Source organism: Prosthecobacter sp. (assembly GCF_044236155.1).
Taxonomy (GTDB): domain Bacteria; phylum Verrucomicrobiota; class Verrucomicrobiia; order Verrucomicrobiales; family Verrucomicrobiaceae; genus Prosthecobacter.
Genome location: NZ_JBIIHA010000033.1, coordinates 1 through 22,728, shown reverse-complemented (window position 1 = coordinate 22,728; position 22,728 = coordinate 1). Strand labels below are relative to the sequence as shown.

The 22,728-nt window shown below is 60.7% G+C and carries 22 protein-coding genes; 14 read left to right on the top strand and 8 right to left on the bottom strand.

The features are described from left to right. Positions 1–4: 4 nt before the first annotated feature. From ACILSE_RS20375 to ACILSE_RS20360, 4 genes are all read left to right on the top strand, one after another. Positions 5–517, top strand: a complete 513-nt coding sequence (locus ACILSE_RS20375; protein ID WP_395719282.1) for a hypothetical protein — start codon at positions 5–7, stop codon at positions 515–517. Positions 518–627: 110 nt separating this feature from the next. Then, complete coding sequence (gene tyrS, locus ACILSE_RS20370; RefSeq protein ID WP_395719281.1) at positions 628–1,890, top strand: tyrosine--tRNA ligase; 1,263 nt, start codon at positions 628–630, stop codon at positions 1,888–1,890. A gap of 42 nt (positions 1,891–1,932) precedes the next feature. Further along, complete coding sequence (locus tag ACILSE_RS20365) at positions 1,933–3,720, top strand: FAD-dependent oxidoreductase (RefSeq protein WP_395719280.1); 1,788 nt, start codon at positions 1,933–1,935, stop codon at positions 3,718–3,720. Beyond that, a complete protein-coding gene (locus tag ACILSE_RS20360; protein WP_395719279.1) occupies positions 3,669–4,118 on the top strand; it encodes a hypothetical protein in 450 nt (149 codons plus the stop codon). Before ACILSE_RS20365 ends, ACILSE_RS20360 begins: the two co-directional genes overlap by 52 nt. 102 nt (positions 4,119–4,220) lie before the next feature. Here ACILSE_RS20360 and ACILSE_RS20355 read toward each other — a convergent pair whose 3' ends face one another. Together ACILSE_RS20355 and ACILSE_RS20350 are read right to left on the bottom strand one after the other, a co-directional pair. After that, on the bottom strand, positions 4,221–5,255 hold the full coding sequence (locus ACILSE_RS20355) for a DUF5077 domain-containing protein (RefSeq protein ID WP_395719278.1): 1,035 nt from the start codon (positions 5,253–5,255) through the stop codon (positions 4,221–4,223). A gap of 89 nt (positions 5,256–5,344) precedes the next feature. Then, the gene (locus tag ACILSE_RS20350) at positions 5,345–6,256 is read right to left on the bottom strand and encodes a hypothetical protein (RefSeq protein ID WP_395719277.1); all 912 of its coding nucleotides are present in this window, start codon (positions 6,254–6,256) and stop codon (positions 5,345–5,347) included. Between the two features lie 110 nt (positions 6,257–6,366). On the opposite strand from ACILSE_RS20350, the gene ACILSE_RS20345 reads away from it, so the two are divergent. Then, entirely contained in the window at positions 6,367–7,122 is a 756-nt protein-coding gene (locus ACILSE_RS20345) for an exodeoxyribonuclease III (RefSeq protein WP_395719276.1), read from the top strand. Between the two features lie 12 nt (positions 7,123–7,134). On the opposite strand, the gene ACILSE_RS20340 is transcribed toward ACILSE_RS20345, so the two are convergent. The 3 genes from ACILSE_RS20340 to ACILSE_RS20330 all read right to left on the bottom strand — a co-directional run bounded on the left by ACILSE_RS20340 (position 7,135) and on the right by ACILSE_RS20330 (position 11,246). Next, positions 7,135–7,566 carry a hypothetical protein gene (locus ACILSE_RS20340; RefSeq protein WP_395719275.1) on the bottom strand — a complete coding sequence of 144 codons (432 nt, stop codon included), beginning with the start codon at positions 7,564–7,566 and terminating at the stop codon, positions 7,135–7,137. Between the two features lie 6 nt (positions 7,567–7,572). Next, positions 7,573–9,873: a response regulator gene (locus ACILSE_RS20335; RefSeq protein WP_395719274.1), complete on the bottom strand. Its 2,301-nt coding sequence runs from the start codon at positions 9,871–9,873 to the stop codon at positions 7,573–7,575. A gap of 119 nt (positions 9,874–9,992) precedes the next feature. Continuing rightward, positions 9,993–11,246, bottom strand: a complete 1,254-nt coding sequence (locus tag ACILSE_RS20330; protein WP_395719273.1) for an SHD1 domain-containing protein — start codon at positions 11,244–11,246, stop codon at positions 9,993–9,995. A gap of 155 nt (positions 11,247–11,401) precedes the next feature. Between ACILSE_RS20330 and ACILSE_RS20325 the strand changes: the two genes are divergently transcribed. The 7 genes from ACILSE_RS20325 (at position 11,402) to ACILSE_RS20295 (ending at position 18,317) form a co-directional block, all read left to right on the top strand. Then, the gene (locus tag ACILSE_RS20325; RefSeq protein WP_395719272.1) at positions 11,402–11,869 is read left to right on the top strand and encodes a hypothetical protein; all 468 of its coding nucleotides are present in this window, start codon (positions 11,402–11,404) and stop codon (positions 11,867–11,869) included. A gap of 167 nt (positions 11,870–12,036) precedes the next feature. Next, positions 12,037–12,582 (top strand): NuoI/complex I 23 kDa subunit family protein, encoded by a 546-nt coding sequence (locus ACILSE_RS20320; protein WP_395719271.1) that lies wholly within the window; start codon positions 12,037–12,039, stop codon positions 12,580–12,582. Continuing rightward, positions 12,582–13,163 (top strand): NADH-quinone oxidoreductase subunit J, encoded by a 582-nt coding sequence (locus ACILSE_RS20315; RefSeq protein WP_395719270.1) that lies wholly within the window; start codon positions 12,582–12,584, stop codon positions 13,161–13,163. Before ACILSE_RS20320 ends, ACILSE_RS20315 begins: the two co-directional genes overlap by 1 nt. Then, complete coding sequence (gene nuoK, locus ACILSE_RS20310; RefSeq protein WP_395719269.1) at positions 13,160–13,477, top strand: NADH-quinone oxidoreductase subunit NuoK; 318 nt, start codon at positions 13,160–13,162, stop codon at positions 13,475–13,477. Before ACILSE_RS20315 ends, nuoK begins: the two co-directional genes overlap by 4 nt. Before the next feature lie 9 nt (positions 13,478–13,486). Further along, entirely contained in the window at positions 13,487–15,373 is a 1,887-nt protein-coding gene (gene nuoL / locus ACILSE_RS20305; RefSeq protein ID WP_395719268.1) for an NADH-quinone oxidoreductase subunit L, read from the top strand. 12 nt (positions 15,374–15,385) lie between these two features. Next, a complete protein-coding gene (locus ACILSE_RS20300) occupies positions 15,386–16,843 on the top strand; it encodes a NuoM family protein (RefSeq protein WP_395719267.1) in 1,458 nt (485 codons plus the stop codon). A gap of 10 nt (positions 16,844–16,853) precedes the next feature. Beyond that, positions 16,854–18,317 (top strand): NADH-quinone oxidoreductase subunit N, encoded by a 1,464-nt coding sequence (locus tag ACILSE_RS20295; RefSeq protein WP_395719266.1) that lies wholly within the window; start codon positions 16,854–16,856, stop codon positions 18,315–18,317. 30 nt (positions 18,318–18,347) lie between these two features. Here the strand turns inward: ACILSE_RS20295 and ACILSE_RS20290 are convergent, their stop codons facing one another. Next, positions 18,348–18,638 carry a hypothetical protein gene (locus ACILSE_RS20290; protein ID WP_395719265.1) on the bottom strand — a complete coding sequence of 97 codons (291 nt, stop codon included), beginning with the start codon at positions 18,636–18,638 and terminating at the stop codon, positions 18,348–18,350. Positions 18,639–18,863: 225 nt separating this feature from the next. Between ACILSE_RS20290 and ACILSE_RS20285 the strand changes: the two genes are divergently transcribed. Further along, the gene (locus tag ACILSE_RS20285) at positions 18,864–20,105 is read left to right on the top strand and encodes a C39 family peptidase (RefSeq protein ID WP_395719264.1); all 1,242 of its coding nucleotides are present in this window, start codon (positions 18,864–18,866) and stop codon (positions 20,103–20,105) included. On the opposite strand, the gene ACILSE_RS20280 is transcribed toward ACILSE_RS20285, so the two are convergent. After that, entirely contained in the window at positions 20,106–20,537 is a 432-nt protein-coding gene (locus tag ACILSE_RS20280) for a DUF5069 domain-containing protein (protein ID WP_395719263.1), read from the bottom strand. A 104-nt stretch (positions 20,538–20,641) separates the two neighbouring features. Then, on the bottom strand, positions 20,642–21,364 hold the full coding sequence (locus tag ACILSE_RS20275; protein ID WP_395719262.1) for a hypothetical protein: 723 nt from the start codon (positions 21,362–21,364) through the stop codon (positions 20,642–20,644). 67 nt (positions 21,365–21,431) lie between these two features. On the opposite strand from ACILSE_RS20275, the gene ACILSE_RS20270 reads away from it, so the two are divergent. Next, entirely contained in the window at positions 21,432–22,523 is a 1,092-nt protein-coding gene (locus tag ACILSE_RS20270; protein WP_395719261.1) for an alpha/beta hydrolase family protein, read from the top strand. The last annotated feature ends 205 nt before the right edge of the window (positions 22,524–22,728 follow it).

The window sequence follows — 22,728 nt, the reverse complement described above, 5'->3', positions numbered from 1 at the left end:
CGCCATGTCCGCCCGACTCGTCATTTCCGTCCTGTCCTGCCTCATCAGCCTGTTCTTGACCGGCTGTGAAACCACCGGCCTCACCCCGCAGCAATCCCTGGCGGTGGAGGCCCGCCGGCGGCAGATCGCGATGGAACCGCATGGCGACTACTACATCGGCCGCCGCTTCTTCATCGATCACACGCACTTCTGGGGCTACTTGCGCAGTCCCGGGCAGCCTTGGGAGTCGGCTCGGCTCGTCATCATGAACGAGCGCTATCAAAAAATCCCGAACCGCCTGCCGGAGCAGCCTGGCGACGGCGGCTACGCCTACGGCGACGACCACAACACCGAATACCGCATCTGGGGCCGCTACACCGGCCGCAAGGTGTTTGATCCGAACAGCAACATGGTGCTGCCTGAGTTCGAACTGCGCCGCTGGGAGATCCACAACGAAAGTCCGGGCTGGCTCTTCAAACCCAACGAGCGCTTCAACGGCTCGCAGCTCCTGCGCGGTGAAGCCGGATCAACGCCATAAAGGCGTAATGACGAAACCAGAATGGCGAAGGACGAATCAAAACAATCGCTCATTCCTCATTCGGGCTTCATTCGTCATTCCTCATTCTGAATTCGTCATTTTTCCCCATCATGCCCACCGACCTGATCGCCGACCTCGAATGGCGCGGACTGCTGAAGCAGTGCAGCGACCTTGAAGCTCTCAAAGAAGCCCTCAAGACGCAACAAACCTTCTATTGCGGCTTTGACCCGACCGCGGACAGCCTGCACATCGGCAACCTGCTTCCCCTCATGGCGCTCCGCCGTGTGCAGGAGCATGGGCACAAGGCCATCGCTATCGTCGGCGGCGGCACCGGCTTGATCGGCGACCCGAGCGGCAAGGCCAACGAGCGCACACTGAACACACCCGAGACCGTCGCAGAATTCGTGAAGCGCATCGAGGTGCAGATCAGGAACATCCTCATTCCCGACAAGACCATCATCGAGAACAACGCTGACTGGATCTGCAAGCTCAGCGCCGTCGAGCTGCTGCGAGACGTGGGCAAGCACTTCACCATCGCGTGGATGATCGCGAAGGAATCCGTGGCCGCGCGTCTGGAGAGCGGCATCTCGTTCACCGAGTTCACTTACATGATCCTGCAGTCGTATGACTTTGTTGTGCTCAACGAGCGCCACGGCTGCACCGTGCAGATCGGCGGCAGCGACCAGTGGGGAAACATGACCGCCGGCATCGACCTCGTGCGCAAACTGCGCGGCCAGCACACGCATGTTGTCACCTTCCCGCTGATCACGACGAGTTCCGGTAAAAAATTCGGCAAGTCCGAGGCCGGTGCCATCTGGATGGACCCGAAAAAGACCAGCCCGTATGCCTTCTACCAGTTTTGGGTGAACTCCGAAGACCCCGACGTGCCGCGCTTCCTGCGCCAGTTCACGTTGCTGTCCCACGAAGAGATCGAAGCCATCGAGGCCGAGCACAACTCCAATCCCGGACAGCGCAGTGGCCACAAACGCCTCGCCGCCGAGGTCACGCGTCTGGTTCACGGCGAAGAAGAGCTGCAAAAAGTCATCGATGCCTCCAACGCCCTCTTCGGCGGCGCTGATCTCGCCACCGCAGATGTGAACACGCTCATCGAAGCCACAGCGTCTGCACCGACAACCGAAGTCGATCTCGCGAACATTCCATCCGTGCCCGATCTCCTCGTCACGCTCGGCCTTGCCACCTCGAAAGGTGATGCAGGCCGTCTTCTCAAAGGCGGCGGCTTCTACATCAACAACGTCCAGGTCGCCGCTGGTGTCGCTCCCACGCTCACCGCCGAAAACTTCCTCGACGGCAAGCTCTGCATCCTGCGCAAAGGCAAGAAGAGCTACGCGACGGTGCGGGTGGCTGGGGTGTGATGGCCGCAAAAGAGCGGTGGACGCTATCGTAGCATCATCTTCATGAAGCGGATCGTCCTCATTCTATTCGCAGTCTTCATCGTGCCTGCGAGCGGCGAAGTCATCGACGCCGATCTCCTCATTGTCGGCGGTAATGAATCCGGCTGTGCGGCGGCGGTTCAGGCGGCGCGGCTTGGAGTGAGGAAGATCGTGCTGGTGAATGACATCGAGTGGCTAGGCGGGCAGTTCAGCGCGGAAGGGGTCGGTTGTCCGGATGAATGGACCTCGGTGAATGGTCGGCGTGTGAATTTTCCGCGCAGCGGGCTCTACAGCGAGGTGATCGAACGCATTCGCGCGCACAATTCGCAGATCTATGGCATGGCGACGCCGGGAAATGCGTTTTGCGGCACGGAGACGATCGAACCGGCGGCTGCGGCACGGATTTTCGAGGATCTTGTGAGGCCGCATGTCGATTCGGGCGTGCTGCGCATCGAGCGAGGCTGGCAGCCGGTGAAGGTGCAGGTGGAAAAAGGTGCGGTGTCGGCGGTCATTTTTCAAAAGGCCTCCAAGCCTGATCTCACCGTGCGCGCGAAGCTCACGCTCGATTCCTCCGACTGGGGTGATGTGATCCGGTTCAGCGGGGCAAAGTATGGCGCGGGCGCCGATTTGAAATCGCGCTTCGGCGAGGCGAGCGCACCGGAGGCTTATGACGATGCCGGGCAGCAGGAGATGAATCCGCTGTCGTGGTGTGTCGTGCTGCGTGAGGCCGGAAAGAGCAGCATCATTCCAAAGCCCGCCAGCTACGATCCACGCTCGTTTGCCCAGCTCGACAAAACACCACCGTGGGTGGACAGCGACATGAGCGCGGGGATCTACAGCATGTCGGGCTGGAGTGTTTACACACATCGTCGTCTGGTGGATCGCTGGCACAACAACCTAGATCCCGGCACGGAAGCGACGTTTTTGAATTGGCCGGTGCAGGATTATCCGCTGTGCCAGTTGCCACAGCGCGTCGTGGATGCGCTGGAGAAGACGGAAGCGGGCGCTTCGAAGAAAAACATCGTCGATCTCACGCCGGCGCAGAGGCAGATCATCTTCGACGACGCGAAGCAGCACACGCTGGGCATGCTTTATCATCTGCAAACGGCGGTGCATGATCGTGTGGGTGATTTTCCGCAGACGTTCCGCTACATGAAGCTCACGACGGAGTTTGGCACCCCGGATCTGCTGCCGCCGAAGCCGTATGTGCGCGAAGGCCTGCGCCTGGAGGCACTCTACATGCTCCGGGAGCAGGACATTCGTGCCGAAACCCGCGAACCGAAGTGGGCGAAGGTTATGGTGACGGATGGCGTGTTCGGTTTTCAGTTCAACATCGACTTCCATCCCACGCGCCGTCGGTTCATCACCGAAGATCGCAATGGTCCGTGGCTGTATGTGCAAACGCCATCGCGCGGCTGGCACACCGATACCGATCGCGCGATGTTTCCGCTGCGCGGCCTCGTTCCCGTGCAAATCAACGGACTGCTCGGCTGCTCGAAGAACATCGGCGTCAGCAGCGTGGTGCAGAGCGCGCTGCGATTGCACGGCCAGATGATGCATGTCGGCCAGGCGAGCGCCACGCTGGCGTGGGTCTGCCTGCGCGATGGCCTTCAGCCGCGTGCGGCGGCTGCTTCGCAGAAGCACTGGCGCGAGATTCAACTCAAGCTCGTGCGCGGTTGCGGCGGTCCGGGCGTGCTGTTGTGGCCGTGGCAGGATCTTCCCGCCGACGCGCCGCACTTTGAAGCCGCGAACTGGCACGCGTGCTCGCACGCCTCGTCCGCGCGCAGGCGAACGCGCTTCAGTGGACGATGAACCTGATGCCGCGCTTCACCGATGTCGGCCCGGATGACGCGGATCGCGCCGCCATCGAGTCGATTTGCGACTGGGGCATCGCGACGTCGGAAAAAACCTTTAATCCCGAAAACACTGCGAACTGGGGCACGCTGCACCGCTGGGCATCGGCGCTGAAACTGCCGGCAAATCCGGGTCTGAATGCCAAGGATGTCGCGAATCGTCCTCTGACGCGTGCCGACGCGGTCATCCAGCTCTGGAAGATGCTGCGTGAACGGGGTGAGTGGCTCAATGAGGACGATTCCTGGCTGCAAGCCGACAATGATCACGACGAGGACGGACGAAACGACCTCGACGACCCGCTGCCATTTGACAGCAACAACAACAGCGTGCCCGACCGGCTGGAATACCTGCCGTGATCGTCACACTTCTTTCCGAAGCGCTCATTTTTGCCCTCTACGAGGGCGCGGAGGGTTTCGACCACGCGGTTCTGGCTTCCAGCTCTGAATCGCTGCGCAAACTCAACTCACGGGCGTGAGCAGAACTTTGTGGACATCAAGCACGGCGCTCTTGGCCTTCGTCACGGGGTCGATGACAAGCTGCTGCTTGCCGGCGGCCTTGATCTCGATCTCGCCGACCTGCGCGTCCGACCATTTCTGGAAACCGCCGGTGTCCTTCACGGTGAACTTCAGCTCCTGGCCGGCGACTTTGACGGCGACCTCGCTGCCTTCGTTGCCGGTACCGCAGCCGTGGACGACAGTAACCTTGTAGCGGCCGGGTTTCACGACATCGAAGTGCCATTCAGCGAAGTCATCTTCGCTGGTCCAGAAGCCGAGGCAGTTTTTCTCAGGTTTCGGCTCGTAGCGCATGTTTTCAGACCAGGTGGTGGCGCTTCCTGCTTCGAGGGTGATGCTGCCGTCGGCGGCCTGCTCTGGAGCAGGGCCTTCAGGGGCGGGAACGAAGGCCACCTGATGGATTTGGAAGCCCGGCTCAGTCCCGGTGGCCGCGGCGAAAAGCGAGAAGGGATAAATGGTGTTTTTTTCCATATAAACCGTGCCATAGACGGCGCGTTTCGGCTGGCTGGTGGCGATGAGGGTCTTTTTCAGCGGCTGCTGGGCGAAGCGGAACTGCGTGCCCATGGTCGCGTTGCGCAGCGTGTAGGTGACACGCACCTCGTAGCGGCCCCAGCGCTTGGCGGTGAAGCTGGTGCAGTCGTACTGGTCCCAATGCTGCTGGTTGGAGTGTTTGATGTCCTTCGGCTCCACGATGATGACGCCGCGTGTCGGCTCATCGGCGCGCTCTGCCGGCTCGTCGCTGCCAAAGCCGTTCAGATCGACAGGTTCGGCGGCGATTTTTGGCTCCTCCATTTTTGCGGGGGCCGCCGGTGCCGGCGCGGGAGCAGGCGCGGCGGGTTTTTCCGCCACGGGCGCGGTTTCGGCAGGCTTTGACGCCGCAGGCTGTTCCTGCTTGCCGCAGGAGCTCAAGGCGAGGAGGAGCGCGAGTGCGCCGGCGGCGTGGAAGGGGGCGGTGCGTTTCATGTTGGTCAGGGCTGCCATGATGAAGGTGCCCGGCTTTCCCGGCAACAGAAACGCACGGAGACTTTCGCCCCCGTGCGTTTCACACCCGACTCAACAATAACCCAAAATCAGAAGCGGATGCACATGTCCACGGTCAGGCGGTTGTTTGTCAGACCGTAGGGGCGGGCGACGGCGATCTCATAAGCGAAGCCGAGATCGACATTGCTTACCACACGGCTGCGGAAACCGAAGCCCAAGGTGCCCTGTGTGACGCCGTTGACGTTGTTGGCGCCGAAGTTGATGACATCGTAGCCATTGCTGCGCAGACCGATGTTGTTACCGTCGTTGAGATTGGTCCAGAAGTTCGCGCTGACGAACGGGATGAACCAGCGGCAGGTGTAGTAGTCGAGCATGAGGCTGTAATGAGCCATGAGGTTCTGCTCGTTGCTGGTGACGGGGATGCGCAGGCCGAGATTTCCGGTGATGTGGAAATCACCGTAGCCTTTCGAGAAGGAGACGAACGGATTGAACTCGCCGCCGCCACGGCCCTGGAAGACCTCACGGTCGCCGGTGGGGATGTGGAAGGTGAGGCCCGGTGTGAGGATGAACTGGTGCGCCGCGTCGTCGATGAGCGCGTATTTGAAACCCGCGGCGAGGTCCATCCAGCCGTCCACATCGAGTCCAGGAGAATCGATGTCAAAGTGACCGTCCTGCGTGGCAATGAGAGCGAAGCGGTCCGTAAGGGCGTAGCGGAGCTGGAGCGCGTAAAGCGTGGCATGTCCGCCGCCGGTGATGAAATTGTTGTCGATCGTGTGATAGACAAAAATCGGGCGGATTTCGGAGCGGATCACCGGATCCTCAAAAAAGATCGGATTGGTGACCGGCGCGATGGTGTTCGCCTTCCAGTCGGCGGCATCGACGACCGGATTTTTCGGCGCTGCGGCGGTTCCTGCGTTTGCCGTGGAAAATGACACGGTTGCGAGCGCGCTGACGCCCAGCGCGAGCAACCACCGTTTCGGGGAGTGTGGTTTTTGGTCCATGCGTGATTTAAAGCACACACACGCGGGCATTGATCCACGCATCTTGGCGTCTGATGCACAAGTTCTGCGCAGTTGAATCAAAACTGCTTTCCGCGTAACACTCGCCCCGCATGAAGCTCACCTCCTGGAACGTCAACGGCATCCGCGCATCACTGAACAAAGGCCTGCGCGAATACATGACGTCGTGCGATGCCGACGTGATCTGCCTTCAGGAAACGAAGGCGCAGCAGGAGCAGGTGGACCTGGCGTGGTTCGGCGGTTACAGCTCTGTCTGGAACAGCGCTGAGAAGAAAGGCTACTCGGGCACGCTGATCCTCAGCCGCGTGCCGTTCAAAACGACAACGCTTGGCCTCGGTGTGGACGAGCATGACCGCGAGGGCCGTCTCATCACGGCGGAGTTCCCGGATTTCTTCGTGGTGAATGTTTACACGCCGAACTCGCAGGCGGAGCTCGCGCGTCTGGACTACCGGCTGCGCTGGGACGACGCCTACCGCGCGCATTTGAAGAAGCTGGAGAAGAAAAAACCGGTCATCGCGTGCGGGGATCTGAATTGCGCGCATCAAGAGATCGATCTGGCGAATCCGAAGTCGAACCGCATGAATCCCGGCTTTAGCGACGAGGAGCGTGCGAGCTTCACAAAACACCTCGACGCGGGCTTTCTCGATGTTTTCCGCCAGTTTGACCCGAATCCAGGCCGTTACACTTGGTGGACGCAGCGCACACCGGACGCGCGGGCGAAGAACATCGGCTGGCGTCTCGACTACTGGCTCGCGTCTGAAAAACTGCGTCCCGCGCTGAAATCATGCACCATCCGCGATGACGTGCATGGCAGCGATCATTGCCCGGTGGAGCTGGTGGTGGACTAGGCAGGGGTGGTGCTACTCCAGCCGGTCGTCGTCGAGAATTTCCTCGTCGCCTTCATCCGCGTGGATGGCGCGGGCAATGACGCGTTCGGTGACTTCGTCGAGGTAGGACTGCAAAACTTCGCTGAGCTCCAGAAACTCCGGCCAGAGTGTCGTCTCCACAAAGCTGCGCGGCACTTTGACCATGACGGTGTTGCGGCGCTGACGGGCACGGCGATACGGTTTGAGCGAATAACGTCGCAGCAGGGCGATGAAGAGCTTCCGCGACCAGCCATCGACGAGGGTGAACTTGTATTCGACGGGCCGGTCCACCTTCGCGGTTTCACCAATGCGGCGTTTGATGCGAGCGATGGCATCGGCGGCGGCTTCTTTCTCGCCAGGAGTGGTGGCGCCGGCGTAGAGGCGCTCGATTTTACCCAGCTTGTCGAGGAGGTCCTGTTCGCGCATGCGAGTTCAGGAGGCGCGGCGGATGCCGCGGGTGGCGAGGATGCTGCGCACGAGGCGGAGCATGTCGGCGGGCTCGTAGGGCTTTGGCAAAACGGCGGCGAAGCCGTAGGACGCGGGATTGGCCATCACAGGATCGTCCGAGTAGCCGCTGGAGACGATGGCGAAGACCTCGGGGTCGATGGCGCGGAGTTTTTCCATGGTGCGCACGCCGCCCATGCCGTTCGGGATGCTCAGGTCGAGGATGACGAGGTCGAAGGAGCGGCCCTGGTTCAGGCTGTCCTGGTAAAGACGCACGGTTTCACCGCCCTCGGCACTCTCGGCGACTTCAAAGCCGTTGCTGGTGAGATTGCGCACGATGAGGGAGCGCACGAGCGGGTCGTCTTCGAGGACGAGGATGCGCGGCGTGGCCGCCGCCGCGTCTGGCGGGGCATCGAACACTTTGCTGAGGCCGAAGGCGTCGGCCTCTTCGGCGTCGGAGTCGAGCGGGAGATAAAAGCGGACGGTGGTGCCGCGTCCCGGCTCCGAACGCACAGTGAGGGAGCCGCCGTGGGCCTTCGCAATGGATTCGCAGACGGTGAGGCCGAGGCCGGTGGCGTTGTCGGCTTTCCGGGTGCTGAAATACGGCTCGAAGATGTGCGGCAGGTGCTCCGGGGCAATGCCTTCACCTTTGTCTTCGACTTCAATGGCGAGGCCGGAGGGCTGGAAGTTCGTGTCCGTGACCATTTCACCGGGGAACATCTCGGCATGGTCGGGCGCGAAGCAGCGGATGATGATTTCGCCGCCCTCGGGCTGGGCCTGCTCGGCATTGCGGATGAGATTGCTCAGCAGGCGGCGGACCTGGGCCGTGTCGATGGCGATCTGCGGCAGCCCGGGCTGCACTTCGATGCGGTACTCGATACGGTTAGCTCGGGTGTGATGAGTGAAGAAGACGTCAATAAGTTCGCCGAGGCGGACGGGTGTTTTGATCGGCGCGCCGCCGCGGGCGAAGGTGAGGAGCTGCTGGACGAGATTCTGTGCCTGGAGGGTGGCCTGCTTCGCGGTGTGCAGCTCCGGCAGCGTGATGGCGTTGCGCAGGCGCATCTCAGCGAGGGAGATGTTGCCGAGCAGGACGGTGAGCAGGTTGTTGAAGTCGTGCGCGAATCCACGGGCGAGCAGGCCGAGGGATTCGAGGCGGTCGATGCGGTTCCGGCGCTCAGCCTCCTCGCGGCGCGCGGTGACATCCTGCACGAGCAGGAGAAGCCCTTCAGCGAAGGGATAGCCGCGCAGTTCGAGCCAGATTTGCTTTTCGTCGAGGTAAAGCTCCCGGTTCACCGTCTCACGGTGCAGCATGGCGCGCGCGAAGGCCTCGTGGTGCTGCTCCCGCGTGGCGGCGGGCAGGATGTCCCACAGCGAGAGGCCGAGCATGCCCTGCGAGTTGCGGTCAAAGAGCTTCAGAGCGCTCGCGTTCGCATAGGTGACACGCCAGCGGGCGTCGAGGGCCAGCAGCGGGTCGGAGATGCTTTCGACGACATCGACGAGCGGCGCCGAGCTGCGATTTGCATCCACAGCGGGTGCTGGAGTGGCGGAAACGGCGCGGAAAAGGATGATAACGCCGCTGAGCTGTCCCTGCGCGTCCCGCAGAGGAGCGGCGCGGTCTTGGACTGGCACGCGTTCGCCGGAGCGGGTGGTGAGATAGACAGTGCGCTCTGTGGTGGCGGCACCTTCGGCCGGGAGCATCTCGGCGGGTTCACCAGTGCTTTGGTAGATGCGGAAAATTTCGTTCAAGGAGCGCCCCACGGCATCCTGCGCGCTCCAGCCGGTGGCACGGGCGGCGGAGGGATTCATGAACACGATTCCACCGGAGAGATCCGCCGCGATGACGCCGTCCGCGAGGCTTTGGAAGGCTTCGAAGTAGCTGTGCTCGCGGCGCTGGCGCTCATTTTCCTCCAGATGCCGCTGCGCTGCGACTTCCACGGCAAGACGAAGCTCGTCGTGATTGAAGGGCTTCAAAAGATAGCCATGCGGATGCGTCTGGCGCGCACGAGCCACGGTCTCCAGGTCGGCACATCCGGTGACATAAACGATCGCCACGCGGCTGCGGCGTTGGAGTTCGCGGGCCGTGTCGATGCCATCAAGCTGGCCGGCGAGGTGAACATCCAGAAGCACGAGGTCAGGACGCAGCTCATCAAAGCGTTCCAACGCTTCCTCCCCGGAGGCGCAGATGCCCACGACCAAATGACCTAGCTTGCCGAGAGACGTGGCCATGTCGCAGCCGACGAGGCCCTCGTTTTCGACGATCAAGATGCGGATGCGATCTGAACTGGTCATTTCCTGATGAGGAAATTATTCTAGCCGAGATGAATTAGAAACGCCATAAGAATTCATGCTGGCTTGATTTCTCATCCGTTCAGCCATGGGCCAGGCGGCAAATGGAAGCGGAGGGTCGGTCAGTTTGAGGAGGAGGCAGCGCCGTTCTTGCCAGGCGGGAAGTAGGAAATGTCGACCCCTTCCTTCCGCAGCGCCTTTTTCACCTCATCCGCGAGCTGCGCATAGGTGCGTTCGCGCAGGAGGTGGGCTTTGACGGCGGCCTGCTCCTCCTCGTTGGTCTTCGCGTTTTCGACCTGACGCAGGTAGGCGATGATGTTGGCCGCGTCACCGTTGCCGTCGAGGTGGTAGAAGTAATAGGTCAACAGACCGGCGGACCCATAATTCTCGGTGGCGGAGCCGCCTTTGCCCAAAGCCGCGGCCCAGCGCCGGCCGTCGATGTTCATGAGCTCCTCCAGGTCGATCATGGTGAAGCTTTTGCCGCCGCCTTCCCAGTTCATGCGCTGGGCATAGCCTTTCAACTGCCGCTGGAGGCCGATGAGGCTGAAGCCGCCGTTTCGCTTGTATTCCAGCATCTCGACGTATTCGGCGGCGCCTTCGATGTACCACGTCGGTAGCTTGCCCAGCCAATGGTTCATCATCTGATGGGTGATCTCGTGGATCAGCGTCGCCATGTCGTCATCACTGTTGTTTTCCAGTGAAACACGGCTCCCGACCATCTTCACGCCGAGGCTTTGCAGCGGCACCATGAGCGCTTTTTTGCCGCTCATGTAAATGCCAGCGGAGCCCTCAATGCCGCCTTCCTTCATGTAGTCGTCCTTGTTGGTGAACAGGCGGGCCAGGAAAATCTCGCGGAGCTTTTCAGGCTGTGGCTTCAAATCGTGCGGCAGCATGCAGTTCAGCATCCAGGTGGATTCAAAGATGCGCCCGAACTCGCGCACCACATTCGCGCCGAGTTTGGAATCACACTGAAACTCGTAATGCGGCGAGCGGTAAACGTACTCGTTCGTGGCCGAATCCTCCTTCACGACCGTCACTTCCGGCCTGTCCGGCAGGGAAAACGTGCGCGGCCAGGTCTTGCTGGCGGCCGGTGTGCCTGGCGAGTTGGTGGCAGCGCCGGAAGGGGCTGTGGCGGGTGTTGATGTCTGGCTTTTGGCAAAGGCTTGGTCTTCGAGTGAAAGCCGTGAAAGCGGCACATCGAAGTTGCTGCCATTCGCCATGCGGATTTTCACCGTGTCGCCTTCCAGCGCCACAAACGCGGCCTCGATCTTGCGACCGTCCGTGCTCGTCCAGATGCGCGTGGCCGGGGCGGTTTGCGCGGACGTGAAAGTGACGAGGTGCCCAAGCAGGACGCCGATGAGAAAAAAGGATTTCATGGTTGGCGAAACGTGAAGTCTGTCAGGGAACGAGCAGCTTTGTCGATGACTTTGCGCGGTCATTTTCAGAAAAGTTTGAATCCCGCGCACTTTGTGCTCGCCTTTGCCCGCATCGCCGCAATACCCTTGCCGCGTCTTTTGATTAATCTTAACCCATGAAACCATTCATCACACTTCTGTCCGTCCTCGCGCTGGCCTTCGCTGTGAATGCTGCTGACGCGCCCGCCAAAAAGAAAGCCGCTCCCAAGAAGGCACCTGTCGCTGAGGAGACCAAAGCCTCCGCCAAGGTCGAGGCCATCGCCAAAACGCTCACCGCCGCCCAGCGCACGAAACTTCTCAATCTGCTGAACGAAGGCGACGAAAAGGCGCTGCTGGCCATCCCTGGCATCGGCGAGACGCGTGCGGCGGCGATCAAAAAGGCGCGCCCTTTCGCCGATGTGACCGGTGTGATGAAAGTCGAGGGCGTCGGCGATACCACCTTTGCCGAGATGGTCGCGCATGCGAAAGCCGGCTTCCCGGACAAGAAAGAGGAGGCAAAACCCGAGGGGGAAACCGAGAAGAAGAAGGCTCCAGCCAAGAAGAAGGCGGCTCCAAAGAAAAAAGAGAGCAAGGACGCGAAATAACAGGCGAAATGTGATTTCTGGCAGGGGGCTGTCGAGCCGTGAAGATTTTTGCAGCGGTTTTGGGGGGCGGCGGACCTCGCCTTGTGAAATTTTTCACAAATAGCGGTTGCCGCTCTGCGGGACCCCCGGAATAATCGCGGCACCCCTTTCTCTGCGGCTCCCGCGCAATGGCCACCATCATCGTACAACGCCCCAAGCTCGCCTGGCATGAACGCTGGTTCATTTCCACGCTCATAAAAGGGCTCAAAATCACAGTCGGTCACGGCATCCGGACCTTCCTGCAAATCGCCGGTAAAAAGCCAAAGGTCACGATGGAATACCCGGAGCAGAAGTGGGACGAGCAGTTGCCGGATTACTATCGCGGCGCCCCGGCCCTTGTGACCGACGAGCATGGCCGTGAGCGTTGTGTGAGCTGCCAGCTCTGCGAGTTCATCTGCCCGCCGAAGGCCATCAAGATCATCCCCGGAGAAATTCCCAGCGATGATCCGTGGGCCAAGGTCGAGAAGCGGCCCAAGGAGTTCGACATCGACATGATCCGCTGCATTTACTGCGGCATGTGCGAGGAAGTGTGCCCCGAGCAGGCCATCTACCTGCGCAAAGACTACGCCATCACCGGTCTCTCACGCCAGGAGATGGTCCACAACAAGAAGCGCCTTTATGAAATCGGCGGCCAGCGCGTGGGGCTGGTGAACAAGTGGAATGAATTGAAGTGATGCCCCCGCTGCTGTTTTACTTGCTCGCATTGATCACCTTGGGCTTTGGCTTCCTGGTGGTCACGGGCCGCAACCCGGTGACCTGCGCGCTGTCCCTCGCGGCCAGCTTCACCGGCCTCGCGGCCTTGTTCCTGAGCCTCGACGCCTATTTCATCGGCATCATCCAGATTCTTGTCTATGCCGGCGCGGTGATGGTGCTCTTCCTCTTCATCATCATGCTTTTGGACATCAAGGCGGAGGAAGGCAAGTCGCTGAACATCGCCCCCATTGTCTCCGGTGTTCTGGTGGCGGTCTTGCTGGCTATCCAGATCGCTGCCGTGGTCACCAGCACAGGGATTGCGTCGAAAAACGCGCAAAACACACCGCTCGCGCTTGCGGACGCCTCCGCGAAGCTCGGCAAGGCCGCGCTGCCAACCATCACGAAGGATCTGCAGGAGGGCACCCTGCCGGATGTGAAGCTCATCGGCTTCACACTCTTCGACCAATACGGTTTCCATCTCCAAGTCGTCGGCCTGCTGCTGCTCGTCGGCACCATCGGCGTCGTTGTGCTGAGCAAGCGTGAGAAAGGAGGCGCGTCGTGATCTCACTGAGCCATTACCTCATCGTCAGCGGCATGCTCTTCGCGCTCGGCCTCGCTGGCGTGATCGCCCGCCGCAACATCCTCATTGTTTACATGTGCCTGGAAATGATGCTTAGCGCCGCGAACCTTGCGCTGGTCGGCTTCTCGCGTTTCCATCTCGTCAACGGACTTCCGGACTACACCGCGCAGTCGCTCGTGTTCTTCACCATCACCGTGGCCGCCGCCGAGGTGGCCGTGGGCCTCGCCATCATCGTGGCGCTCTTCCGCTCAAAGCAGAGTGTCGATGCCGGGTCCGTCACCAAACTCCAAGGATAACGCGCCGCCATGAACGCCAGCATCCTGCTCCTGCTGCCCTTTTTCTCGGCGCTCCTCATCCTTCTGGGCCACCGCCAGCTCAAAGGGGCGGCCGTCCTGATCTCCGTCGGCTCCTCCATCATCGCCTTCCTCGCCAGCCTCGCCTTTTTGGCGGCGGAGGATAACGAGGGCACAAAGATGTTCCTGCCGTTCATCGATGTCGAAGGACTTCGCGCCGGCATCGACATCGTGAGCGACAAGCAGAGCCAGGGGATGATGTTTATCGTCACCTTCATCGGCATGCTGGTGCACATCTTCTCGCTCGGCTACATGAAGCACGACGAGGCCCGCCCGCGCTTTTTCGGCGCGCTGTCGCTGTTCATGTTCTCGATGACCGGCATCGTGCTTGCCGGGAACCTTTTCATGATGTTCATCTTCTGGGAGCTCGTCGGTCTAAGCTCCTACCTGCTCATCGGCCACTGGTATGAGAAGGCCAGCGCCGCCGAGGCCTGCAAGAAGGCGTTTCTGACGAACCGCATCGGCGACTTCGGTTTCATGATCGGGATTTTGATCCTGTTCGGCCTGAACAATGGAGATGTCGCCTTCGACAATCTCGAAACCGCCTTTGTGCAGGGCGGCGCGCTCTTCGACGCGCAAAAAGCGCATCCCGGCCTCATCACCGCCGCGGCGCTGTGCATCTTCATGGGCGCTGTTGGTAAATCCGCCCAGTTCCCGCTGCATGTGTGGCTGCCGGACGCGATGGAGGGCCCCACGCCTGTTTCCGCCCTCATCCACGCTGCCACGATGGTCGCCGCCGGTGTGTACATGATGGTGCGCATGAGTTTCATCGTCACAGCGTCGCCGCTGGCCGCTGAGATCATCGCCGGCATCGGCTGTTTCACCGCGCTGATGGCCGCGCTGATGGCCACGCAGCAGAACGACATCAAGCGCGTGCTCGCTTACTCCACGCTCTCGCAGCTAGGATACATGGTCATGGCCGTAGGTGCCGTCGCGATGGCCGCGCAGCACGGGCACCAAGGTGCGCACGCCGCCGACCCCGGCCATCCCGCGATGTTCCACCTCTACACACACGCCTTCTTCAAGGCGATGCTCTTCCTCGGCTCCGGCGCCGTGATCTATGCCTGCCATCACGAGCAGGACATCTGGAAGATGGGCGGCCTGCGCAAGCACATGCCCGTCACTTTCTACACTTTTGCCATCGGCACCGCTGCCTTGATGGGTTTTCCATGGATCACGAGCGGCTTTTGGAGCAAGGAAGCCGTTCTCGGCGCGGCCTTTGACAGCGGCTGCAGGGTGCTTTTCTACGCCGGGGCCGCCACCGCCGCGCTCACCGCGTTTTACATGACGCGTCTGCTCATTGTGGCCTTCCTCGGCAAGCCGCGCTCGGACTCCGCGCATCATGCCACCGAGGCGCCGATGGTCATGATCCTGCCGCTCGCCGTTCTGGCGGTCTTTTCGATCTTCTCCGCCTTCGACATCCTTTCCACGCCGCTCCAGGCCATGAAGCCGCCGCATGTCGAAGGCCATGACACAGTGCTGGTGGCTTCGATCATCGCCCTTCTCCTGGGCGCTGGAGCAGCGATCCGTCTTTACCGCGGTAAGGACAGCGATCCCGTCAGCATCAAGCTCTTCGCCAACAAGTTCTACTTCGACGAGATCTACGCAGTCATCGTCCGTGTCTGCCAGGACCGCTTGGCTTGGGTCGTCACTGCCTTGGAGCGTATTTTTGTCGATGGCATCATCGCACGCCTGCCTGCGGCGATCATCGCTCGCCTCGGAGCCGCGACCCGAATGCTGCAAGGCGGCCACCTGCAAGGCTACACCTTCCTGCTGGGAGGCGGCGTCATTGCCGTGGTCTATCTCGTCGTTTTTGTGCTGCCCCGCCTGGGTCATTGATGGAGCAACTGAATGAGCATCCTTGAAATCATCATCGCAATCCCGTTGATCGCCGCGCTGGCGGTCTGGTTCGGTGCGCCTGCTCGTGCCGCCTCCCTCGGGGCGACGTTCATCAATCTCGTGCTCGTTCTTGTCGCGTTGACGCGTTACGCGGGCAAAAGCGGCCTCGCCTTCACGAACTCGCGTCCTATTCTCGAAAACCCCGCGATGAGCTTCGCCGTCGGCGCGGATGGCGTCTCGCTGATCCTCGCGTTGCTTACCGCGCTGGTCATGCTGGCTGCTGTGTGGCAGATCGAGGACAGGCCGAACATCTTCTACATCGCCTCGCTGCTCATCGGCAGTGGAGCGCTCGGTGCCTTCCTCACCACGGATGTCTTCTTCATCTACGCGTTCCATGAGCTCGCGCTGATCCCGACCTTCCTCATGATCGCGCTCCACGGACGTGCCGATGCGGCGCAGAAAAAAGCCGTGGCGTGGAAGACAACGATTTATCTCGGCGCCGGCAGTCTTGTGTTGCTGGCCGGTCTTGCCTGGGCAGTGCTCGAGTTCAGCGGCGGCGCGAAACTCACCTTCGACCTCGAGGCCCTGCGCAATCAGGCGAAGCTGACCCCGCTGCCGGTCGAAAAGCAGGGGCAGATCTTCTTCGTCCTGCTGCTTGGTTTCGGAACGCTCGTCAGTCTTTTCCCGTTTCATAGCTGGGCCGCGCCCGCTTATGCAACGGCACCAACGCCGGTGGCGATGCTACATTCCGGTGTGCTGAAAAAATTTGGGCTCTACGGCCTTTTGCGCATCGCCATGCCGCTGTTGCCGCAAGGGTCGCAGGTCGTGTGGGTGCAGAACGCGCTCCTGCTCATGCTGCTCGGCAACATCCTCGTCATGGGGCTTGTCACCATCCATGCGAGCCGTCTCGATGAAACCCTGGCAAACTCCAGCGTCATGCACATGGGCTACATCTTCCTGGCGTTCGCCGCAGGAAGCGAGATCGCTCTCAAAGGCGCGGTGCTGCTCATGTTCGCGCACGGTGTGTCCATCGCCCTGCTTTTCGGCCTCTGCGGCCGCATGCGCAACCAGCTCGGCACGCTCGAATACGCCAAGCTCGGCGGCCTCGCCTCGCATGCGCCGGCCTTCACCGTCCTCTTCGCCTTTGGCACCTTCGCTAGCATCGGCCTGCCGGGCCTGACCAACTTCGCCGGTGAACTCATGATTTTCGCGGGCAGCTTCGCTGGATTCAAAGGCACGCTTACTAACCTGCACTGGACGGTCATCCTCGCGCTCTGGGGCGTGGTGATGAGCGCTGTTTACATGTTGCGTGCATACCGTGGCATCTTCCATGGCGGCACCAACACCGGTCTGTTCATGATCGACCCCGCCTTCTCGCAGCGCGTGCCGTTCATCCTGCTCGCCACCACGCTGCTCGTCACCGGCTGCTGCCCCTGGCTGCTGCTCAACCTCATGAAATCCGCGCTGTAAGCCCACTGCCATGAGCGTTTTCACTCTCGAAGCCGGTCTCGCACTCCTTGGACTCGTTCTGCTGATGATCGAGGCCTTCAAGCCCGACATCTCCCGCACCACGTTAGGCATGACCGCCATCGCCGGCACCGCGCTCGCGCTCGTGCTTCTGCCTTTCTGCGGGATGACCCTGCCCGGCTTCATGCAGCCCTGGCATCAGCTCGACACGCTCGCGTTTTTCTACAAGGGCTTTGCGCTTGTCATCACGCTGCTTGTCCTCTGGCTTACTCTCGTCTGCTCGCCCTACCTCACGCGCTTCACGCTCGATGGAAAACTCGCCGAGATGTTCAGCCTGCCGCTCATCGTCTGCGCCGGCATGATGTGGATGGCCTCCGCCCGCGACCTTGTCACCGTCTTCGTTGCGCTCGAGCTCGTCACCGTCAGCTTCTACGTGCTCGTCGCCTTTGCCCGCAAAAGCGCCTTCAGCCTCGAAGCAGGCGTCAAATACCTCATCCTCGGCGCTCTCTCCACCGGTGTGCTCGTCTATGGCATCGCATGGGTTTACGGAGCCACAGGCTCGATGAGCTTCGATGCCATCGCCAAGGCGCTTGCCAACCCCGCCACCAGCAAAACCGCCGCCTTGTTCGGCGCGGCGATGATTCTCGCCGGCCTCGGCTTCAAAGTCGCCGCCGCTCCTTTTCACATGTGGGTGCCTGATGTTTATCAAGGCGCGCCAACTCCCGTCACCGCCTTCCTCTCCGTCGGATCGAAAGCCGCCGGCTTTATTGTCCTCACGCGAACTCTCGATGCCTTCCTGTCAGATGGCTCCATCATCGCCACGGAAGTTCAGACACTTCTCCTCGTCACCGGTGCTCTTACTGTGCTGCTAGGCAGTCTGCCCGCCATGTTCCAAACCAGCGTGAAGCGCCTGCTCGCCTATTCGAGCATTTCGCACGCGGGTTATCTCATTCTCGCGCTCGCCTGCCGTGAAAGCGCCCGTTTTGATCTCTCCTCCGGCGGCATCGTCGCCTTCTACCTTGCCACCTACCTGCCCATGACCGTCCTCGGCTTCCTCGGGCTCGGTCTCATGCGCGCGAACGGCCTTGGCGAGGACATCAAGGACTTCACTGGCCTCGCCAAACGCAATCCGCTGCTTGCGCTGTTGATGACCATCTCCTTCGCCTCGCTCGCTGGTCTGCCGCTCACCGCCGGATTCATCGGTAAGCTCTTCGTCTTCCTCGGCCTCGCCGACCACGGCTACTGGGGTGCCCTGACCTGCGCAGTCATCGCCGCTGCCGCCGGCTTCTACTACTACTTCAAGACCATCCTCGCGATGTACACCACCGAAGGTGCCGACACTCCCGCGCTGACCTTCTCAGCCGCCACTAAAGCTGTCGCCGGAGTCCTTGCGGTCATCATCATTGTCCTGGGTGTGTATCCCAAGCCGCTGCAAAAGGTTCTGGCTCCCGCTCCTGCGGCGGTAGCGACGAAGTGATCGTTCAGGTGCTGCCCAAGCGGGTTGCATTCACGGTCTCTTGTCCGGCAAAGGCGGTGGTGACTTTTGAAAGTCCTCCTTGGTCACCAAGTCTTTCGAAGCATCAAAGACTCCCTCCATCTGGAACTCTGCCGGACGCTCGATGGCATTGTGATAGACGGCGGCGGTCGCGCCGGAACGATAGATGCCGAGCTTGCGCAGCCATTTCAGGAAAGTGGACTCCTGTTTGGGTCCGGCTGGTTTCGCGAAAACCGTGCCGCATGCGGGACAGAACGATGCTTGGTCAGGAGAGGCGTGATGGCAGGAGGCGCAGGTTCTCATGAGAATAATGGGGTTAGGTGAGCGCGAAATACGGAGGGCAGGTGTGTTGGACCGGACTCAGTGTTGAGCGTTGAGGCCAAATTGGAACCGCCGCCAATCATCCCATCCATTCTTGGAATCATTGCTTTGAATGCCTGTTTTGTGAAAATCACGAGCAAAATGAGAGCATGGGCTTTCACGGTGAAAGGTTTGACTTCAATGGTCGCGTCCAGTTAAAAAGCTACCATGCGTCACATTGTTTTGCCTTTGGCCGCCCTGCTTGCTGTTTCTACCATCATCGCCCAGGAGCGGAGGCTTCCCGAGCTATCCGCCAATCTCGACGCGCTGCTGAACTTCGGCGAGCTGTGGAAGTGGTCTTCGGAGGACTTTGAGAAAAACTATGTGCTGAAGCTCGAAGACCAGGAAAAGCAGCAGAAGGCACCGCAGTTTGAGTGGGTGAGCAGCACGAAGGATCGCGCCCGGTTCTCGCGCCACATGTTCAGTAACGTTGAGACGAATTTGACGATGTTTGGCGGCTCGGTGAAGGTCGAAGAGGCTGTTTTGGAGTTTGTGAATGGCAAGGCGGCGCGTGCCACGATCTCGTTCTACAATCGTGGTGACTCGGGCGACATCGAGGTCGCGGAATTTGACCGCATGTTCAAAACGATCGGCCAAAACCTCGGCCAGGTGATGAAGGTGGCGCCGAAGCGGCAGATCATGTCGGCCAATGCCGCGCTGCCGGTGACGAGCTGGATGTGGAACTCCCCCACGGGTATCGCGCTGCTCGAGCACAACGAGTACAACACGCCTGGCAGGGCGACGAAGCCCGAGTTCCTGCGCTTGAAACTCGCCGCTCCGAACCAGGCTGACTGGAGCATGGGGAAGCTCGCCGTGGGCGTGCAGCGCATGGAATTGCTCAAGCGCGTCACGAAAACTCCCGAGGGTGATGTCTACATCTCCGGCGTGCCGATGGTGGATCAGGGCCAGAAGGGTTACTGTGTGGCGGCGAGCTGCCAGCGCCTTTTCGAATACATGCGCATTCCCTGCGACCAGCATGAGATGGCCAAGCTCGTCAACGTCGATGCCGAAAGCGGCGCGAACATGATGACGATGCAGAAGAGCCTCGCGAAGATCGACGGCGCGTTCAAAGTCACCTTCAAGCCGCTGATCAATCCTGAGCTGTATTACTCCGGCAACGGCAAGCGCCGTGTTTCCGACAAGGAGTTCCTTTCCCTCATCAAAGAAAACGTCGAAAAAGGCGTCCCGCTGCTCTGGGGCCTCATCCTCGGCGAAAAACCGGAGGACCCGCCGCTCTCACGCCAGACCCGCGGCGGCCACATGCGCATGATCATCGGCTACAACCTCGCCAAAAACCAAGTTCTATTCACCGACTCCTGGGGCGCGGGCCATGAACTGAAACGCATGGCCTTGCTGGATGCCTACGATGTCACGATGGGCCTCTACTCGATGGCCCCGCGCGGCTTTTGATCAGGCTGCGCGGCCTTCTTCGGCATCCATCAGGTCGAAGAAGGTCAAGATGTCTTCGCGATGCCCCAGACCGGCTTCCGCACGCTGTTCCACGAGACCTTTCGAGGCTGCGTCGCGCCAGCCGCGTTTCGACATGAAGCCGTTCCAGATTTCAATCTGCTCGGGAGATGGCCGGTGACCGTTCTGACAGCACCACTCGAAGATTTCCTCGTCCGTGCCGCCTTCGAGCGTGCGTTTCGTCAGCGCGTTAAAGTCCACGCCGAGGAATTTGCACACCCGTTCGTCGAAGGTGCGGCTCCCGGCGAGGTAGCCGAGGTGGTAGCCATCCGGCAGCTTGCCTTCCTTGGCGAAAACACGGATCTTGTCGAGGATGCGGCCGAAGACGTAAACGCCACCGACCATGTCACGGGGGGAACGAATGGGGAAGGACATGGCTTCTTTTAGCGAAGTGATACGAAGGAGTCAAAGAATGACGAAATCAGAATTCCGAATGACGAATCAATGTCCAAGTCTGAAGCCTGCGGACTTTTCATTCCTCATTTCGCCGTCGCCGCCTTCTTCTTCGCCGCGCCTTTCCCCTTCGGTGTGGCGGCGGGAGCGACTTTCTCGCCCGGCTTCGGCAGGGTGGCCTTCACCTCATCCCAGGCGGGATTCAGTGTGGCTTCGTGCATGGCAAAATTGCGAAACTCGACCGACTGGCCGCCGACGGTGAAGCCGGGGGATGCCTTGTCTTGCAGGAACAAAGCATCCGCCCCCCAGGCGACGAGGTCATCAACCTTTCCGAGCATATTGTCGCCGACCATCTCGATGCGCACCTTGTGCCAGCCATCCGAAAGTTCGGTGGGGAAACGGGCGAAGACGACAGCCTTGTCCGGGCCTTCATGATCGTTGTCGTCCTTCTGGATGGCGACGGATTTTGGCGTGATCATGATCCGCGCCATGTGGTCTTTGATGGCGTTGATGGAAAGGCTCGTGCTTCGTGCGCCGGCAAACTTGAACTCATACTCGATGACGAAATCCTTCAGCTTGTTCGGCAGGCGCAGCACCGCGCCGTGCTTGTCTGCTTCGAGTTCGGAGCCGCGCAAGACGCCATCAGCGGCCTTCCATTCACCTTTGGCAGCCTTCCACGGAGCCGTGGCACCGTCGCCGAGGTTGTTTTCATAAATGACCTTGCCGGGGATGGCCAGGAGCGGCTTGTCATCAGCCTGAACGGCGACTGCGAGACCGAAGGCGAGAAGAAAAAGGCTAGAGTGTTTCATGGGGCGGTGAGAACGGCGCGCCAGCATCCATGTTGCGTCCAAATTCGCGTTCTGGTAAAACCGGCGCATGCGCACGACCGCACTTGGGCTCACCCTCCTGCTCACTTCCATGCACGCCGCCGAACCCCAGGCCGAAAACTGGCTCTCCCATCTCAAAATCGCCCCGCCGCTGAAGGTTCCCACCGATCTGGCCGCGTGGCAAAAGCAGCGCGCTGCAATTCGCACGCAACTGAACGAACTGCTCGGCGATCTGCCGCCGCGTCCGCCGGTTTCGGCTTTTCAAATCATCGCCAAGGAGGACAAAGGCTCTTACACGCAGGAAACCCTGCAGTTCGACAATGGCGCGGGCGAAATCGTGAAGGGCTACCTGTTTCTGCCGAAGTCAGCGACACCGCAGAGCAAGGCACCGGCGATCCTCTACTGTCACTGGCATGGCGGGCAGTATGACATCGGCAAAAGCGAGCTGTTGCAGACAAACGCGACGCCGGTGGCCGCAGGTCCGGCGCTGGCGGAGGCGGGTTACGTTGTGCTCGGCATCGACGCGTCGTGTTTTGGCGAGCGCAACGGCAAGGGGCCGGATGGTCCGCAACAAAAAGGCGGGGCAGGGGAGATGACGGCCGCGAAGTTCCACCTCTGGGCCGGCCGCACGCTCTGGGGCATGATCATTCGGGATGACCTCACCGCGCTCGATTACCTCTGCTCGCGTCCGGAGGTGGATGCGCAGCGCATCGGCGTCACCGGCATCAGCATGGGCTCCACGCGGAGCTGGTGGATCATGGCGCTGGATGATCGTCCGCGTGCCGCCGTGTGCGTCGCGTGCATGACGCACTATGAGGAGCTCATCCGCGCCGGGATGCTCAAAGCGCACGGCATTTACTACTTCGTGCCCGGCATGCTCAAACACTTCGACACCGAGGCCGTGATCGCCCTTGCCGCGCCACGCCCGATGCTCTTCATGACCGGCGATCAAGATGGTGGCTCACCCATCGACGGGGTGAAGCACCTCGGGCAGATCGTGGAGCAAATCTATGCGCTGCACGGCGATGAAGCGAAGCCGAGCTTCGAGAACAGCATCTACCCCGGCGTCGGTCACGTGTATCTGCCGGAGATGTGGGAGAAGACGCTGAAGTGGATGGAGCGTTGGGTGAAGGGAGGCTGAGGGGTGGAGGTTATGAGTTAGAAGTTATGAGATGTAATAAGTCATAACCCGTAACGCTTAACTCTTAACTCTTAACTCTTAGGGCGTGTTTTAAAATTGGTTTCTGAGGGATAAAGTGCAGATGGCAAGAAGGACAAAAGCCATGAATGAAACATCGGTTTTGTCATACCGGGTGGCCACGCGTTGCATGCGTTTGATCTTTTCA